The sequence below is a fragment of the Pseudomonas iridis genome (genome assembly GCF_017980685.1).
GTDB classification, from domain to species: domain Bacteria; phylum Pseudomonadota; class Gammaproteobacteria; order Pseudomonadales; family Pseudomonadaceae; genus Aquipseudomonas; species Aquipseudomonas iridis.
This window is the reverse complement of sequence record NZ_JACXXO010000005.1, coordinates 14,669-31,362: the sequence shown is the minus strand read 5'-3', so window position 1 is coordinate 31,362 and position 16,694 is coordinate 14,669. Positions and strand designations below refer to the sequence as shown.

The window sequence follows — 16,694 nt, the reverse complement described above, 5'->3', positions numbered from 1 at the left end:
CCTCTCAGACGTATGGAATCATGCATACCACCTGACAGAATTTCGAGGCTTTGAGAAGCCTAGCGCCAAGGCATTTCTGGCGACCCCGCTTGGTACGGGGTCGTCAGTCCCATAGCGCGCCAATAGGTGACGCTGATGAATAATGGGTAGCTATCTGCGCTTGTAGCAGTTCAGCGGTAGCGAGGGCATCGGTTAACGCATGATGCCCTTGATAGGCTGGAAGGTTATAGCGCGAGCGGCTGTCGGCCAATCGTATGGATGTCTTCGGACGGCGCAAGAGCCTGGCAATCCAACCCTGCTTTTGCCGATGCATCCTGGCTTCCAATTGCATCGTGTCTACGACCGGAAACCTCAGGCCTTCTCCGAGGTGCCTACGCAGTGCTGCATCAAGAAACTCACGCTCGATATTGCGGTAATGGACGACAATCACCTTGCCGGCCATGGCCTGCAGAAGCGGTTCCAGCACCTCAGGGAGTGAGGGAGCATTCAAAATCTCAGCGTGGGTAATATGGTGGAAGGTGACTGACTTTTCATTCAGTTCGGATGATGGATTTAGCACCCAGTACGCTGCCTTGCTGCAATAGATGCGCTTCAAGGTGAACGGTACCAAACCGATGCTGACAATACTGTGAGCCTGGGCATTGAGCCCGGTTGTCTCCACGTCCATTGCAAGAAATTCCACGCTTTCAATCAGGGTTTGTGGTGAAACGACGCCCCTCTGATAAAACGTTCTCAAGCAAGAATTAGCCGACTTCTGCGCCAATTCCCGGAACACATCTGGCCAGTCCGCCGGGTAATCCGATTGCACCTTGGCCTCATTCATTTTGAGGTGCGGCCCTTTGCCGGGTAGCGAAAGCGCAAAAAGTTCTGGCCGTTACTCAAAACTTGGAAGGCCTCTTTGAGATTGTGTCGCTCGCTATTAGAGAAGCGTTCAGGCTCGATATAGTTATTGGGCGTTTCTCCTTGCTCCAGGGCCTCTACCTGATGCCGGATCCGCACCATGGAGAGGAATTCCAGCGCGTAACGCAGGTGCTTCAGTGCTTCGGGCGGCATGATATTAGCGCTAGTGATTTCATCGATACGATCAAACGAGTTCTGCGCGGTACTGCCGCAAGCTAGCGAATGGATGCGAATGAGGTCGGTGAGCGGGGCGGTACCGCGACCTTTGAGGTTGATGATTCTCTTCTGTTGCCCATCTGTTTCGACGACAAAGGTACGAAAGAATCCCAAGGGGGGTGTCCGGTTGAGCGCAATCCTGGCCATGGCATTGAGAAATCCGGGATGTCGACTGGATTTTTGAGCACACAGGACTTTGAGTTCTTGCACCAGCGAGAGCTCGCCAAATACGCCATCCAGATCGAAAAAAATGCAGCTATTGAGTAAGGTTGTCGGGTTTGGCTTCTCGATCCACTGATCAAAATAGCTGCGCCAAACTTTCAAAGGCTGGCGCCATTGATCGTTGGTCGCCATGATCCCGCCCTTACAGTAGCTGTACCCACACGCGGCGAGGCCATCGCACACAAACGATGCAAGGCTGCGGAAATATGCATCATGCGAGGAGGGGTCGAATCGATCGTCCAGTACCAAAGCGTTATCTTGATCGCTTATCAGCAGTTGCTCATCGCGCGCCATCGAGCCGAGTACCATGAAGCAATAAGGTACTGGTGGAGGGCCCAGCTTTTTTTCCGCAAGTTCCAGCAGGCGTTGCGTGAAAGCTCTGCCGATTCCAGAGATAGCGCTGCCGATCATGTGCGCGGTCGCGCCATCTCGCACCATGCGGATGTACGTTCCTCGTAGGTCTCGTAAGAGCGACTTCAGACCGTCGACCGACGTCTGGTTAGATATTCTGTTGACCAGGTACAAGCTACTGTGGGACTCGTACCGAATAATATCTGACAGGTTGATTACGCCAATCGGGCGGCCCTGGTTGAGAACCGGCAGGTGATGGATATTGCGGCGTAGCATCACAAGCATGGCTTCAAACCCTGAATCATCAGCATTTATGGCCACTGGATCTGTAGTCATAATGTCGCTGATGAGTGTTTCACCGGCATTCTTTCCGGCAGCGACGACCCGCGTGCGAAGATCCCTGTCGGTCACAATGCCCTGAGTGTCTCCTGCCTGCAGCCCCGCTGGCGACATGACCACGACACAAGCAACGCGTTGTTCGGTCATTAGCCTTGCAGCCTCGCGAACGGTGGTATCCGATGTAACCCACACTAGCGAGCGTGACAGCAAGGCTCGGCATTTGAGCTGGATCAGTTCGCTCGACCGCCCTTGCGCCTCGACAGCAGACTTGAGCCTGGAGTGCCCTTCAGCTTCAACGAAATCCGCAAAGGCGTCATGCTGTGCGCATAGATCGGCAAAGACGTCTGCGGGGATATAGTAAATCAGACTGTCTTCAAGTGCTCTCGCAGGAAAACGTACTTTGTTGCTGCGTAAAAGCCCTGCCTGGCCAAAGATATCGCCTTCGACAAGCCGGTTGTAGAGTTCACCGTTGCGTCGATAAATCTCTACGGCTCCGCTGCGAACATAGTGCAAATCCTGGATAACTTCGCCAGCTTCCAGGATGTCGCTGCCGGCTTTGAAATAGCGCACATCCACTCGCCGTGCCGTAGCGTCTACTGACTCTCTAGGCAGTTTGTCAAATGGAGCAAAACGGTAGAGATGGTCGCTAATCTCCTGCATCTCGGCTTGCATGGAACCTCGGTATGTTAGGCAAGGGTCAGATCGCCAATAGGTGTATGTCGAAAGTTTATGATGGCCGAAAGGGTATCAGATACGTCCTTAAGGATCATAAGATTAAGGCGATCGTGCCCATGGATATGGCAGCTGATATTAGGCTTTCATGCCTTGCACACGCCGGAGCAATCGCTGGTGGAGTCCACTCTAGAACACATATTGAGCTGAAAGGTATATATGGCCAGATGGTGGGCGAAGCCGCGAAGGTAAGAATGCAGGCACTTGACCAGCCACCCTTGCGGGTGCCCGACGCGACCCCCGCCCATAACACTTGAACCGAGGAGGGTATTCTCGTAGAAGCCAATGTGAACGACTTGTGGACTGCTTAACAACAGCCTGAGATTAGCCCTGATTTTCGGACTGTCGACAAGGAATTTGATACAAAAATTATCATGACCTATTGGCTAATCACGTTTCTCAGTAACCCGTTTTTGGATAAAAAACGCGGTGCGCGCCAACCAGGGATCATGCGCTGTTTACCTTGAATTTTTTGCCCTTGATTAATCGCCGCATCCAAATCCAGCTCAGGCCTAATACTGCGGCGGCACCGGAAGCGCACAAGACGCTCAACTTTGATGCGGCTAGCAGGGCCGGATCGTCAAATGCCAGAGACGCGATGAAAATCGACATGGTGAAGCCAATCCCCGCAAGCAGGCCTACCAAAACGATTCCAGCCCAGCCTACGTCAGAAGGAAGCTCACACCACTTCAGTTTCAAAAGAACGTAGGACGAGAGAATAACGCCTAATGGTTTTCCGACAACCAATGCCAGTATCACCGCTATAAATACATTTTGTGATAGCGAGCTTTCAAGGTCGGCTCCTGCGAAACTAACGCCGGCATTTGCTAATGCGAAAAGCGGCATGATAGCGAAGGCGACCCATGGATGGAGTGTTGCTTGAATACGCTGCACAGGCGAAAGGATCTCCCTTTGGGCCTGCTGTATTTCTTTCAGAGGCTTAGTGACCGAGTGATCTGACGTATCATTTGAAGAGAATCGGTCTAACAATTCGTGAAAGTTTCGCTGAATAATATCTAGCGGTCGTTCTGTCATTGGCATGGAGCGCACCGGACTCAAGAGCCCAAGAATCACGCCCGCCAGTGTTGGATGAACGCCTGTTTTCAGCAAGCCGTACCAAATGATGGCGCCCGGCAATACATAGGGGATCATCATGCCAACGCCCATCCGCTGGAACATGAAAATCATCAACAATCCGCCCGCAGCAATTGCCACTCCATCAAGATTCAAATTAGAAGTATAAAATACTGCGATGATAAGAATGGCGACAATGTCATCAATGATTGCTAACGCTAAGAGCAATACCCTTACACCTCCGGGTATGGACTTCCCCAGTAAGGCAAGTACACCTACAGCGAAAGCGATATCTGTTGCAGTTGGCACAGCCCAGCCATCACTGGCTTCTGTGCCATGATTGATGGCAATGTAGATCAACGCTGGAACCAGTACGCCGCCTAATGCCGCACCCAGTGGAAGCAAAGCCATTCTAATATTCGCTAAGGCTCCATCATGGATTTCATGACGTATCTCAGCACCGACGACTAGAAAAAAAATTGTCATCAACCCATCATTCACGAGGAAATGAAGTGATTGGGATAAGCTGACGTCACCAAAACTAATAGTGAGCCTGGTATGCCAAAAGTGTTCGTAGCTCGCAGAGAAAGAACTGTTTGCCCAGGCTAAAGCCGCTATAGCTGCAATTAAGAGAGCAATCCCGCTGACCGCTTCAATGTGCGAAAAACGCTGAAGAGCAGCAAGTGCTTTTTCTGTGAGTACTTGAGGGCGGGGGATAGACGGAGAAGGGGAGTTATTTTCGGGCACTGAAATTCTCCGATGGCGGCCCGACCAACGTTACGATTAACCTGCCCTGCGCGTAATACAGCAGGACACCCGCTGTGATGGTATGAATCTATGCGCCTCGGCGCAAATCTTTTGCGTTAGTGTTCAGCCGTTAAGCGCTTCGATTACTCACATCCATTTTCGAGCCCAAGGCGCTTATGTCTCGTTCGCACGAGCGGTTCACCACCCTCCGATACACGTTTTGTAAGGCAGCTCACTCTCAGTGAGGCGAGGAAAGGGTGGGGCGTCACCCTAGGGGTAGAGCCAAGACTCCCTGCCATTGAGCTTGTTCACCAACCATTTCTTGTTTCGTCACCATTTACTGTCGCATTTGTAATGTTGCATCCAAGGGACTCAATAGTTCGCTTGAGGGTGTACCATCAGACTCTGCTCATCAGATATCAGTCAGCCATGTCCACGCTTAGCGAAGAGAGCCGCCGGATCGTAGCTTCTCTGGCGCAGGGTGTCGGTCTTAATGCTGACACTGCAAGCATCGCCGAGGCGATTGTTGCGAAATTGCAGGCTATGGACGCAGCCCTTGCGCCGATTATTGGCCAGCAAGGGGTTGTCGCCCTGTACCGGCGCAGTTTACATCTGTGTGTTTCTGCTCATCCGCATCTCGCCGGCACTTATGACAGTCTGCCGGCCGCGATGGATCTTATTGCCCTTAAATCCGTACTCGTCGAGCAGCAGGACACCGAAGCACTGTTTTGTGGTGAAGTGTTGCTGACTACTTTCTACGAGCTTCTGACCACGCTGATCGGGCCCTCGCTCACCGCTAGTTTGCTTCGTGGCGTGTGGGAACCTTCTTTGAGCGACACCCCCTCGCAGGAAAATTCGCCATGAGCACCAAAGTGACTATCAACCGTCTGGCCACCGGCGTGCCTGGACTGGACGAGGTGCTGGGTGGAGGATTGCCGGAATTTTCGTTCAATCTGATTGCCGGCCCTCCTGGTTGCGGCAAGACCACGCTGGCCCACCAGATGATGTTTGCCCTGGCAACGCCCGAACGCCCGGCGCTGTTCTTTACCGTCCTGGGAGAACCGCCACTGAAGATGCTGCGTTATCAGCAGCAATTCGATTTTTTCGACAGCGAAGCGATCAACCAGTCGATCCGTTACATCAACCTGGCCGACGATACCCTGGCCGGGGATCTGGACGAGGTGCTGCGGCGCATCGTCAGCGAAGTCGAAGCGCATTCGCCGGCGCTGGTGTTTGTCGATTCGTTCCGCTCCGTAGTGCTGGCCAGCCAGACCCAGGACAATCCCAACAACAACCTTCCGCAGTTCGTTCAGCAACTGGGCATGCTGATGACGACGTGGCAAGCGACGACGTTCCTCATCGGTGAGTATTTTACTGAAACCGACACCAACCCGATTTTCACCGTGGCCGATGGCCTGATCTGGCTTCGACAAAGCGTTCAGCGCAACTCCATGGTACGCAAACTGGAAATCATGAAGATGCGCGGCCAACCGACGTTGCCGGGCCTGCACACCTTCCGCATTGCAACTTCCGGGATCAAGGTTTTTGCACCCGTAATAGCTGGCCCGTTTGATACACCGCTGGAATCACCGATCAAGCGCTTGAGCATGGGGGTAGCGCAGCTCGACGAGATGCTCGGGGGCGGTTTGCCTCGGGGCTATTCGTTGCTGGTGGCCGGGCCATCGGGGTCAGGTAAAAGCATCCTCGCGGCGACCTTCCTCGCCGAAGGCGCGCGCAATGGCGAAACCGGCGTGATCGCAGTATTCGAACAACGGCCCAATCACTCGCAGAATGCGACCCTGTCGGGTTTGATTGCGAGCGGGCAGGTCGGTCTGGTGGATAGTCGCGCTCCCGACCTTTCGATTGACGAAATTGTCCAGCTGTTACTCGGCGAAATCACCCGGCTGAACGCCACTCGCGTGGTCATCGACTCGCTGTCGGGCTTCGAACTGGCACTGGCGCCGACCTTTCGCGAGGATTTTCGCGAGTCGCTGTCGCGCATGGTCACGGCGCTGACCAATTCCGGGGTCAGTGTGTTGATGACCTCGGAGCTGGAAGATCGCTACACCGATCTGCGTTTCAGCCCTTACGGCACGGCGTTTCTGACGGATGCAATCATCGTCCAGCGCTATATTGAGGTGCAGAGCCGGTTACTGCGCATCATGGCCGTGGTCAAGGTTCGCGCCAGTGCGCACTCTGACGAGTTACGTCAGTACTTCATTGATGATAGCGGCCTACACATCGGTGACATGTTGCCGGAGCAAGAAGGTTTGCTCGGTGGGCGACCGACAAGGCAGGTTTTGAGCAAGGTCGATAAATGAGCGAACAATGATGAGTGAGGCCAGCGGCAAGAATGAACAGGCTTTAGCCACTGCGGCACGCGAGCTGTTCCTGCTGGGCCGGAAAACGGTCGCGGCTCGTGCAGCACTCGCGGCGCTGCAAAAGCAACTTAGCGAAGCCAACAGCCAGCTTGTTGATACCGTGCAAGTCGAGCAACTCATTGAGGCCAATCAGCAGTTAGTGCTGGCCATTTTATCGGCGCAGTCGGATGTTGAAGATCAGAAAAATGCTCAGGCAGAACAGCGTCTGTACTTGGAAATGCGTGAAGCCAACGAGCGATTGGTTATCGCAGCGCTTAGTGCCCAAGACCTGCAAATTGCAGCTGAACAGGCACTGGAGCAGCAGCGCAATGTCCTCTCTATAGTGGCCCACGAGCTGCGAAATCCACTGACGCCCATCAGCATGATTGCTGGCCGGCTGGTGCGAATGCCTCGCGAAGAATTGCCACGCATGCAGCTATTGATTGAAGGCCAGGTACAGCGGATGTCCCGACTGGTGGAAGATTTGCTCGACATTGCTCGTTCTTCCACCGGTAAATTTCGCCTGAACTGCCAGGTTACTAACATGGCTGACGTCATTAGTGACGCAATAGCAATCTATACTCCGATCATGGTCGCCCACGGCTTGAGTTTCAGCTCAGAACGCCTGGAATCTCGTTTAGCGGTGAACGGCGATCCTGTAAGGCTGGCGCAGATTCTTGATAATTTGCTGGGTAACGCAGCCAAGTACACGCCCAAAGGTGGCACTGTCACACTTGCCGTTTCCGTTGAAGCCAATCTGCTGGAAATTCGCATTCGGGATTCCGGCATCGGTATCTCAGCCAAAGCGCTGCCTTTCATCTTTGAGCCGTTTGTACAGGATGATCATGCAGTGGGTTTCAATGGCGCAGGCTTAGGCATTGGTCTGACGGTGGTGCGAGAGTTGGTTGAAGCCCACAGTGGAACAGTGACCGGCACAAGTGCGGGGGAAGGCAAGGGGAGCGAATTCGTAGTGAAAATACCGCTGTTAAATCCCTAGCTTTTCTTTTGCGTCAGCCGGTAAAAAACTGATTGGCACACACGCTCCCCATTACCACTGGGCGCTTTCAGCGAGCGCTTACAGACGGGATTCCACTTCCACCAAGATTCCTCGCAGTCCACCCGGTAAATCGGGATATGATCGCGCTCAACGACTCAGACCCACATGACCTATGGCCATCGATCTTCAAGCGCTCTACCCCAAACTGATCCACCTGATGTTGGATACTGTTTTTGTGGTTGATGAAAGCGACCACATTGTTTTTGTGAGTGATGCCTGTAAGGCCCTGTTGGGCTACCTCCCTGATGAGCTGATTGGCACCAGTATCACCAGCTATATGCATCCTGAAGATTTGGATGCGACGCGCGCTTCGATTTCCCGGGTCATGAATGGTCAACCTCATTTCGATTTCCGGAACCGTTACATCCGCAAGGATGGGGCAGTCGTGTACATCCTTTGGGCTGCATTCTGGTCGGAGGAGGTCGGTGCCAGGATCGGGGTCGCAAGAAACGTTACAGCTTTAGCTAAAGCCGAGGAGGAGTTACGCTTCCTCGCTCATCATGATCCGCTGACGAAATTAACCAATCGGTCGCTCTTTAGTGATCGACTGATATCTGCACTGCAGACTGCGCAGCGCCACGGTAATGAGCTAGCTTTGCTTTTTTTGGATATAAACGACTTCAAGAGTATCAATGATGTCCATGGTCACGCAGCGGGAGATAGTGTTCTGTGCATTGTTGCCCAGCGTCTGAAAAGCTGTGTGCGTGAGACAGACACCGTGGCTCGCATTGGCGGCGATGAATTCACGGTGCTGCTAACAGACGTCCAGTCGAGGGACACGATTTCCCAAAAGCTAGAGCAGATTCACAACGTCATGGCTGAGCCACTGGGCCCTGAGTTCGGCACACTCAAGATGCCATTGTGCAGTATTGGCGTTGCTTATTATCCCGAGCACGGAAATGATGCCGATACACTGCTCACCCATTCGGATAGTGAAATGTACCGAATGAAGAGGTATCGCACCTTAGAGAGTTAAGCGTGGGCTCTGAATGTAGCTGTCCGGTATGTCCAAATCCTTCAATACCAATGCAGAGCGTGGCGCCGCGTAAATTCCATCTCTTTAGCCACATCGACGATCCATTCCCAGTGCCTACCGATGATTCAAGCTGCGCCAAGCAATCAACCCGAGTCAGGCGTCCAGCATGTTGCAAGTAAACGCATACCACCAATTACTGCATTGGCCCAGAGCGAAAATGGCGTTAGCATTCCCCCATTCGGCTTAAACAGCCTGTTTTTCAGATCAGGGTCGTATTGTGGAAAAGCTAAAACGCCTCGAAAGTGGAATCGAAGGGCTCGACGCTCTGCTCAAGGGCGGGCTGGTAGCGGGCTCTTCATACATAATCCAAGGGCGCCCAGGGTCTGGAAAAACGATCTTGGCCAACCAACTTGGGTTCCATCACGCGCAAAAGGGTGGGCGGGTTCTAGTCGCAACGCTGCTGGCCGAGTCACACGATCGCCTTTTTCAATTTCTTTCGACTCTGAGCTTCTTCGACTCTTCCAAAGTCGGGGCTGAAATCCAGTTTGTCAGCGCATTCGATACTTTGGAAAACGAAGGTTTGGATGAAGTAGTGAAGCTGCTTCGGCGTGAGATAAGCCGTCAGAAAGCCACCGTGATGGTGGTGGATGGCTTGCTAAATGCGCGTTCAAAAGCTGATTCCCATATCGACACCAAAAAATTCATCTCTGAGTTGCAAGGGCACGCCGCGTTCGCTGGTTGCACGGTGCTGTTTCTGACCAGTTCTCGCCTTGACGATGGCAGTCCTGAGCACACGATGGTTGATGGCGTGATCGAGATGGGCGAAGAGTTGTATGGCACTCGTTCGGTACGTCGAATTCAGCTGCGTAAAACTCGCGGCAGCGGAGCAATGACCGGCCTTCACGAGTGCGAAATTACCGACAATGGCCTGGTTGTTTATCCACGGCTCGAAAGTCTCTACAGTCATCCGTCCTCTCCCGACAGCGCCGACATGACACGTATCGCCAGTGGCATTGAATCACTGGACGACATCTTGGGCGGAGGCCTGCACAGTTCCAGTGTGTCACTGGTCATAGGCCCCTCCGGGATTGGTAAAACGACGCTGGGCCTGAAATTCCTGGCCGAGTCGACTGTGGAAGCGCCGGGCCTGCATTTCGGCTTCTACGAAAGTCCACAACGGTTGCGACTCAAGGGCCAATCACTGGGCATCGATTTAAAAAGCATGGAAGACAGCGGCGCACTGACCATCGCATGGCAACCCACCACAGAGGGCCTCCTGGATGGTTTGGGCGCACGACTACTGAATCTCGTTGAAGAAAAGGGCATCAAGCGCCTGTTTATCGATAGCCTGAGCGGTATGACGCGAGTCTCGACAAATCCGGCGCGGATTACTGACTTCTTCAGTGCACTGATGAACGAGCTGCGATCCAGAGGGGTTACCGTGTTTGCCTCTTGGGAAATGCGCGATCTTTTTGGCTCCGAGGTCAGCGCACCGAACTCTGACCTGTCCAGTATCGTCGACAATCTCATGCTCATGCGGTTCTCTGAGAATCAATCTGAACTTAGCAGGACGCTTTCCATTCTTAAAATACGAGACAGCTCCTACGATCCTTCGAGATTTGTGGTCGTGATCCGTGATCAAGATGTTTTCCTGGAAAAGGCTTCAAGACGTGAACCATCAGTTCCCGCTGAGTCATCGCCCGGCTCAATTTCTTAAGCTTTTGAGTGGGTTGAATTAACATGTCCACCATCCTGGTCGTCGACGACGAGTATTTGATCGCTGATATTCTCAGCTTTGCGCTAGAGGATGAGGGGTTCATGGTGGTGACGGCCAGCAATGGCCGAAAAGGGCTCGAGATACTGGATAGAGAGCGACCTGCCTTGATCATTACCGACTTCATGATGCCGGTCATGGACGGCCTGGAGTTCGCGACAGCCGTTCGAGCTCTCCCTTCAACTAGTCAATTACCGATCATCTTGATGAGCGGTGCTCAGGCACATATCGGTATGCAGAGATCGGATTTGTTTGATGCCGTATTGGCAAAACCATTCGACATCGACTTGATCATCGCCGAAGTTAAAAAGCTCTTGGCTGCTGATTAGTCAGCTGTCCCGCAAGGCATATTTGATCGGTAGACGCTCGCCTTGAGCAGATGGGGTTTGACTCCCTGGCAATGCTCAGTAAAGCGGATGTTTGTGACATTTTGGCCCAGGCATCGGCTGCAGTGGGATCTACTTGTTGGAAGAACAGCCCCCAGGCTCGAGCCGCCATTCACGCTGCCATTGAGCTCGCAAAGAACTCCACGCCACGATTATCGGTGACAAGTGACTTTTGGCCGTAGGTGAACGGACTTGTCTTTGCCGTTTTCTAGGGCTCTTTAAATCGATGAAGCGTTTCGTTGTAATTCCGTCAACTGGGCTTTCAAATTCTCGACTTCAGCCTCCAGTTGGCGGACACGCTCGCTAGCCTCGACCTGAACAGTAACGTCCTTCTGGATGCCGATGTAATAGGTGAGTTGATCTGCGTCGTTGAACACCGGGGTAATCGACAGCTCATTCCAGAAAGCACTGCCGTCTTGGCGATAGTTTCGAATGATTTGCCGGCAAGGCTGAAAATTCTTTATTGCCTCGCGGATAGCCACAATACCTGGTTGGTCTCGGTCATCGCCCTGCAGGAACCGGCAATCCTGATACAAGGTGTCATCAGTGCTGTAGCCCGTCAGGCGCTGGAAGGCTTGGTTGGCGTAGATAAGAACGTTCTCATCGCCTTCCTGCTCTGCCACAACGATGCCATCGTTGGATGCCTCGATCATCAGTTTCAGCAATTCTGCATTGATCATTTTCAGAGTCCCTGTGACTTTCACGGAAGTCTATACCAACCTTTGCGATCTGACTTTTAGAGATGATTTGCGCCGGCAACGCTCCGAGCAGTAGCGTACTTCCTGCCAGCAGCGTGCCCACTTTTTTCTCCATGTGAAGGAAAGGCCGCAGGTCATGCAGGTTTTAACCGGGAGCTCACTCTTTTTCAAAATGCCCCCCCATGTATCAAGTCACGCGAGTAGTTTCTGGCCGCGTTCCCAGAGCGATCTTTACGCTCGCTAGCCTCGACCTGGACAGTAACATCCTCCCCTGCACATCGGACAACGAGTATTCGCCTGCCATTTTTTCTCCTTCCCTTGGATCATCGGCATATCCGTTGTGGAACGACCTAGGGTATCAAGCGCATCTCGCGTAGTTTGTCGAACACGTCGAAAAATGCTTGATCACTCGCCTGGTACGCAGTGAAGCCCATTGCGCGGCTTTTTGACATATCCGTGACGACTTCGATTGGTCGACCGAGGTCAGCATCGGTGTGCCATGGGGACACCAGGCGACCAATATCCGACTCTTTCAAACCGTGTTCCGCGACGATTCGCGTCCATACGGCTTGGTCGTCAGCCATCTGCTTCTCAAGAGGTGACACTGAAGCGGGATAATCGGCAGCGGGCAAGTCGAAGTAGTCGGCAATTCGGCTCCACATCCACTTCCAGCGAAACACATCGCCATTAGTGACGTTGAATGCCTGGTTCGCCGCAGCCGGCGTGGTGGCCGCCCACAGCTGTTGTTTCGCCAACTGCCGTGCGTCCGTCATATCGGTAAGGCTGTCCCATTGCACTCTTGAACCTGGAAACACAAAAGGGCGATTGGTTTGTTTGCAAATCGAGGCATAGACGGCGAGGGTGGTTGCCATATTCATCGCATTGCCTACAGCCACTCCAGTAACGGTATGCGGGCGATGAACGCTCCAGGAGAAGCCGTCCTTTTCAGCAGCGGCGAAAAGTTCATCCTCCTGGGCGTAATAGAAATTCTCGACATCCAAACGACCTTGCTCTTCGCGAAACGGCGTTTGCGGAAGGCTGCCTTTACCATAGGCTTCGAATGGGCCGAGATAGTGTTTTAGCCCAGTAACCAGCGCTACGTGTTCAACGCTATTGGCTGGGTGAATGGCGGTGAGTACGTTGCGTACCATGGCGGCATTAACGCGAATGTTCTCGGCTTCTGTGGCTTGCCGTGACCATGTGGTAATGAACACATGAGTGGGTTTCAAATCAGCCAGCGCATGTTCCAGCGAAGCAGGATCCTGAAGGTCTGCCGCGACAGGTATCACGCCTTGCACTTGTGACGGCTGCCTCGAGAGCGCGGCGACCTGCCACTTGTTGTCGATGAGTAACTGAGTGATGGCGCTGCCGACGATGCCACTGGCGCCCACGACCAAAGCTGTATGGGTCATACGTTTCTCCTGGATTTAGGTTTGGGAGTCCGTCTGAGCAGCAGAGGTTCAACCTAAACCGGACTCGCATTGGCGTTCGTTGTGCGTGACTTGATCACTACAGCCGACGATCAGGCGGCGCTCACCAGTAGATCTGGTTTTCAGAGCTCCGTGGGGCAGGGAGTCGATCAAGCAGGGCAGGGCTTTGAATTTCCTGAAGTTCTAGCATCCAGATTTAGAAAACTTCCATCCGGTCTTTAGGAGTCCAGCACCTCTTCGAAAACTACAAGGCATTGGAGCCGGATAAGTGGGTGAAGATGGGCCGTTGGGGAAGTGCAGATGAAGCGCGGAAAACTCATCGCATAGGTATTAATCCACTTACCTTGATGGCAGTCCTAGCAGCCTTTGAACTCAGGAACTGCAACAACGCTGCAGCCTCCTTTTGCTGAATGCCACCAGTTGTGGTGGCTGCAGAATACAACGTCATTTTCTGCACCTGATCTGGAATAAGCCCGACCACATCAATGCCTTCCGTGTGCATCAATTCACTCAGTTGTTGGAAGCCTATCTCGGCTTCGCCACGAGCGACTGCTTCTGCGACGGGTTCGACGGAAATCGTCCGTGTCTTGATCCTCAAGCTTTCTGAAATGTGCATTTGAGGGAAGAGAATGCGGGAAAGGTATGTTCCGCTGGATGTATCCGATAGAGCCAGGGACTTGGCGCTGAGTAGCGTTTTTTTGAAGGCTTTCATGTTGCCTATATCGGGCTTTTTTGCACCTTTTTGGATGGCCATGGCAATGAACGACTTGCCAAGATCAACTCGACTCGTTTTTCGCAGCTGCCCCTGATCGATCAGATTTCGAAGCTCCCAATCCTCCATGATTACGACATCTGCTTTTTCACCGCGCAAGAGCCGATTAGTGATTGCAATCGGGGCATTCCCGGTAGGTGGAGACTCTTTGATGATCAGGCTGAATCCCGTCTCTTTTTCATAAACGGGCGCTAAGGATTGAATCGCCGCAATGAAGCCTCCAGATACAAATAGGGTAAGCGTTTTAGTAGAGGTCGCATCCTGTGCCTCGACACCATCTGCCGAGAACAACAAGCAGGCCAATGCGAGCCTCAGTAAGGTCTTCGTCATGACGGAGTATCCTGAATCCAGCGTAGAAATGAGGTTTAGCAGTGGAGGCGCGAAAAAATAGTCACATTTCAAGCAATGTCGAAATTAAGGAAGGTTAAGAAAAATTTAGTTTACCGTCCGATGTACCCTACCTAGGCTGCATCCATCTTGAGATCTATGGCGTTTGGAGTCTGCTTGAGTCTTGGGTTTGCAATCGTTGTGTGGAGTAAAAAATGAATCGCGCGCTAGTAATAGAGGACGATGAGGTAACAGCCAAGGCTATTGTTAACACGCTTACCTCCCATGGATTCGATGTTCAGTGGGCGGCTAGCGGTCGTGATGGATTATCAGCGGCCATTTCTGGCGACCATGATGTGATAACGCTTGACCGGATGCTGCCTGATTTTGATGGCTTAACGATAATAAGTACGTTGAGAAGTCTCGGTATTCATAAGCCAGTCCTGATGATCAGCGCATTGTCTGATGTCGATGAACGGGTGAAAGGGCTTCGTTCAGGGGGCGATGATTACCTGACCAAACCGTTCTCTACGGTTGAAATGCTCGCCAGGGTGGAGGTGCTGCTGAGGCGCCCGACCGCAGGTGAAAGTGAGCGTCATTTGAGCTTTGGCAACCTCCATATCGATCTCATTGAACACTCACTCAGTCGTTCGAATGTGCACATTCCGCTTCTCCCAACCGAATTCAAACTGCTCACTTATTTCATGCGCAACGCGGGTCAGTTGGTCACTAGAACCATGCTTTTTCAGGCGGTTTGGGGATATCACTTCGATCCTGGCACGAACATTATTGATGTTCATATCGGTCGGCTGCGAAAAAAAATCGAGGGAAGCGGTTCCCCTGTCATTCAAACAATTCGCGGATCTGGTTATGTTCTTGCTTCCCAGGAGTGAGCGCTGGCGTTCTTCCAATAGTCGTCTTCTCGGGCTTTACGCCTTGTTTTTTATCGCTTGGGGAGCCGTTTTTACGGGGGTGCTTTATTGGAAAATCTCAACCTATCTCGGGGCTGTTGCCGAGCGAACATTGATGCAGCGCGCCCACTATTATCAAAAAATCGATGATGCCAGTCTGGAGGGTGAACTGGCTGCCAGTGAGGTGTATTCGACTTCAGGGATCGACGCCTACGGTTTGTTCAAAGCTGACGGCACCCATATCGCCGGTGACCTTCTGCGGTTACGAGCAAGTCTTCCAGATGATGGCCAGGTACATTATCTGGAGCGAGGCTTGAGCATCGCATTGCCACGCGAGCAAACCCGAAGCAGCCATGCGTTAATGCAACGGCGACGTGATGGTCGAATTTTGATCCTGTCACGTGATGGAGGATCTATCTCCGCAGTCGGCGGCATCATCGAGCAGGCATTAGTTTGGGGGTTTTCTCTTACCCTCATCCCTGGGTTGATCGGTTGGTGGCTCTTGAGGCGAAGGCCTTTACGCAGAGTGCAGCGACTTCAAAGCTGCACCGAAAGTATCGTATCGGGCAATCTCGGCGAACGCCTGCCGCTGTCTCCACGCCGCGATGAGCTCGACATGTTGGCCAATGCTGTCAATGTCATGCTTGAGCATATAGAGCAGCTTATGCATGAGGTGAAGGGGGCGTGTGACGGTATCGCGCACGATTTGCGTACTCCCTTGACTCGCCTGCGCGCCCATCTTGACCAGCTACAGCAGTTACCCCTGGATAGCTCTCATGCAGAGACATTGAACATGGCGCTGGAAGAAAGCGAATCCATCATGTTGCGCTTCCAAGGACTGCTGCGAATATCTGAACTTGAAGATACAAGGAGGCGATCAGGTTTTGAATCGTTCCAACCAGCATCGCTGCTGACGCAAGCGCACGAGTTTTTTTTGCCCTTGGCACAAGAGCAAGGACTGACGCTAATCCTCGACCTCTCTGAGGACCTTCCGACGTTATCTGGTGATGTTTCTCTTCTGTTCGAGGCGCTGGTCAATCTTTTAGATAACGCTATCAAGTTCACACCCAAGGGCGGTGTGGTTCACTTGAGCGGCTCTCTGACGCATAACTCGTTCAATATAGAAGTTTCGGACAGTGGCCCTGGAATACCCGAGGCAGAGCGTGACAGCGTGATCCGCAGGCTTTATCGCGCAGACGCTACCCGCCAACAACCTGGGCATGGGCTGGGGCTTTCTCTGGTATCGGCAATTGTTCGATTGCACGGGTTTGTACTGCATATCCAGGAATCGCCGCGTGGTGGTGGAGCCTCAGTCTCGATTATCTGTCCATTGCCAGAGATAGTCGTCGCCAACGGCTAATTAAATTTATATTAATCCGGGTTAATTTGAGCCCTCTCAGTTCCTCATCTAGCTTGGCTCGT

Annotated in this window: 15 protein-coding genes and 3 pseudogenes; 10 read left to right on the top strand and 8 right to left on the bottom strand. The window is 52.7% G+C overall.

The annotated features are described in order from the left end of the window. Positions 1-103: 103 nt before the first annotated feature. From IEQ42_RS10855 to nhaA, 3 genes are all read right to left on the bottom strand, one after another. Positions 104-823, bottom strand: a complete 720-nt coding sequence (locus tag IEQ42_RS10855) for a 3'-5' exonuclease (RefSeq protein WP_210703506.1) — start codon at positions 821-823, stop codon at positions 104-106. Further along, positions 820-2,700: a DUF294 nucleotidyltransferase-like domain-containing protein gene (locus IEQ42_RS10850; RefSeq protein WP_150687309.1), complete on the bottom strand. Its 1,881-nt coding sequence runs from the start codon at positions 2,698-2,700 to the stop codon at positions 820-822. Before IEQ42_RS10850 ends, IEQ42_RS10855 begins: the two co-directional genes overlap by 4 nt. A gap of 507 nt (positions 2,701-3,207) precedes the next feature. Then, a complete protein-coding gene (gene nhaA / locus IEQ42_RS10845; RefSeq protein WP_210703505.1) occupies positions 3,208-4,581 on the bottom strand; it encodes a Na+/H+ antiporter NhaA in 1,374 nt (457 codons plus the stop codon). Between the two features lie 429 nt (positions 4,582-5,010). Here nhaA and IEQ42_RS10840 point away from each other — a divergent pair, with 429 nt between their 5' ends. From IEQ42_RS10840 to IEQ42_RS10825, 4 genes are all read left to right on the top strand, one after another. Then, positions 5,011-5,445 carry a hypothetical protein gene (locus IEQ42_RS10840; protein ID WP_224790559.1) on the top strand — a complete coding sequence of 145 codons (435 nt, stop codon included), beginning with the start codon at positions 5,011-5,013 and terminating at the stop codon, positions 5,443-5,445. Further along, positions 5,442-6,902 (top strand): ATPase domain-containing protein, encoded by a 1,461-nt coding sequence (locus IEQ42_RS10835; protein WP_210703504.1) that lies wholly within the window; start codon positions 5,442-5,444, stop codon positions 6,900-6,902. The genes IEQ42_RS10840 and IEQ42_RS10835 overlap by 4 nt, the downstream gene beginning before the upstream one ends. A 10-nt stretch (positions 6,903-6,912) precedes the next feature. Next, positions 6,913-7,938 (top strand): sensor histidine kinase, encoded by a 1,026-nt coding sequence (locus IEQ42_RS10830; protein WP_210703503.1) that lies wholly within the window; start codon positions 6,913-6,915, stop codon positions 7,936-7,938. Positions 7,939-8,110: 172 nt separating this feature from the next. Beyond that, positions 8,111-8,974 (top strand): sensor domain-containing diguanylate cyclase, encoded by an 864-nt coding sequence (locus IEQ42_RS10825; RefSeq protein ID WP_210703502.1) that lies wholly within the window; start codon positions 8,111-8,113, stop codon positions 8,972-8,974. Between the two features lie 10 nt (positions 8,975-8,984). Here the strand turns inward: IEQ42_RS10825 and IEQ42_RS10820 are convergent. Further along, positions 8,985-9,081, bottom strand: a pseudogene (locus tag IEQ42_RS10820) (DUF190 domain-containing protein); the annotation flags it as partial. A 167-nt stretch (positions 9,082-9,248) separates the two neighbouring features. Between IEQ42_RS10820 and IEQ42_RS10815 the strand changes: the two are divergent. The 3 genes and pseudogenes from IEQ42_RS10815 to IEQ42_RS27300 all read left to right on the top strand — a co-directional run. Beyond that, entirely contained in the window at positions 9,249-10,691 is a 1,443-nt protein-coding gene (locus tag IEQ42_RS10815) for an ATPase domain-containing protein (RefSeq protein WP_164488125.1), read from the top strand. A gap of 23 nt (positions 10,692-10,714) precedes the next feature. Then, complete coding sequence (locus tag IEQ42_RS10810; protein WP_210703501.1) at positions 10,715-11,077, top strand: response regulator; 363 nt, start codon at positions 10,715-10,717, stop codon at positions 11,075-11,077. Between the two features lie 26 nt (positions 11,078-11,103). After that, a pseudogene (locus IEQ42_RS27300) lies at positions 11,104-11,316 on the top strand (helix-hairpin-helix domain-containing protein); the annotation flags it as partial. Between the two features lie 36 nt (positions 11,317-11,352). Here the strand turns inward: IEQ42_RS27300 and IEQ42_RS10805 are convergent. The 3 genes from IEQ42_RS10805 to IEQ42_RS10795 form a co-directional block, all read right to left on the bottom strand. Continuing rightward, positions 11,353-11,814, bottom strand: a complete 462-nt coding sequence (locus tag IEQ42_RS10805) for a PAS domain-containing protein (protein WP_210703500.1) — start codon at positions 11,812-11,814, stop codon at positions 11,353-11,355. 30 nt (positions 11,815-11,844) lie between these two features. Then, positions 11,845-12,003, bottom strand: coding sequence for a DUF2256 domain-containing protein (locus IEQ42_RS10800; protein ID WP_210703499.1), 159 nt, complete (start codon positions 12,001-12,003; stop codon positions 11,845-11,847). A gap of 179 nt (positions 12,004-12,182) precedes the next feature. Beyond that, complete coding sequence (locus tag IEQ42_RS10795) at positions 12,183-13,244, bottom strand: SDR family oxidoreductase (RefSeq protein ID WP_210703498.1); 1,062 nt, start codon at positions 13,242-13,244, stop codon at positions 12,183-12,185. 242 nt (positions 13,245-13,486) lie between these two features. Here IEQ42_RS10795 and IEQ42_RS10790 point away from each other — a divergent pair. Next, a pseudogene (locus IEQ42_RS10790) lies at positions 13,487-13,585 on the top strand (inorganic diphosphatase); the annotation flags it as partial. Here IEQ42_RS10790 and IEQ42_RS10785 read toward each other — a convergent pair. Continuing rightward, a complete protein-coding gene (locus IEQ42_RS10785; RefSeq protein WP_210703497.1) occupies positions 13,579-14,364 on the bottom strand; it encodes a substrate-binding domain-containing protein in 786 nt (261 codons plus the stop codon). The pseudogene IEQ42_RS10790 and the gene IEQ42_RS10785 sit on opposite strands and share 7 nt — an antisense overlap. Positions 14,365-14,576: 212 nt before the next feature. Between IEQ42_RS10785 and IEQ42_RS10780 the strand changes: the two genes are divergently transcribed. Beyond that, complete coding sequence (locus IEQ42_RS10780) at positions 14,577-15,254, top strand: response regulator transcription factor (protein ID WP_186621083.1); 678 nt, start codon at positions 14,577-14,579, stop codon at positions 15,252-15,254. After that, positions 15,232-16,632: a sensor histidine kinase gene (locus IEQ42_RS10775; protein ID WP_210703496.1), complete on the top strand. Its 1,401-nt coding sequence runs from the start codon at positions 15,232-15,234 to the stop codon at positions 16,630-16,632. Before IEQ42_RS10780 ends, IEQ42_RS10775 begins: the two co-directional genes overlap by 23 nt. The last annotated feature ends 62 nt before the right edge of the window (positions 16,633-16,694 follow it).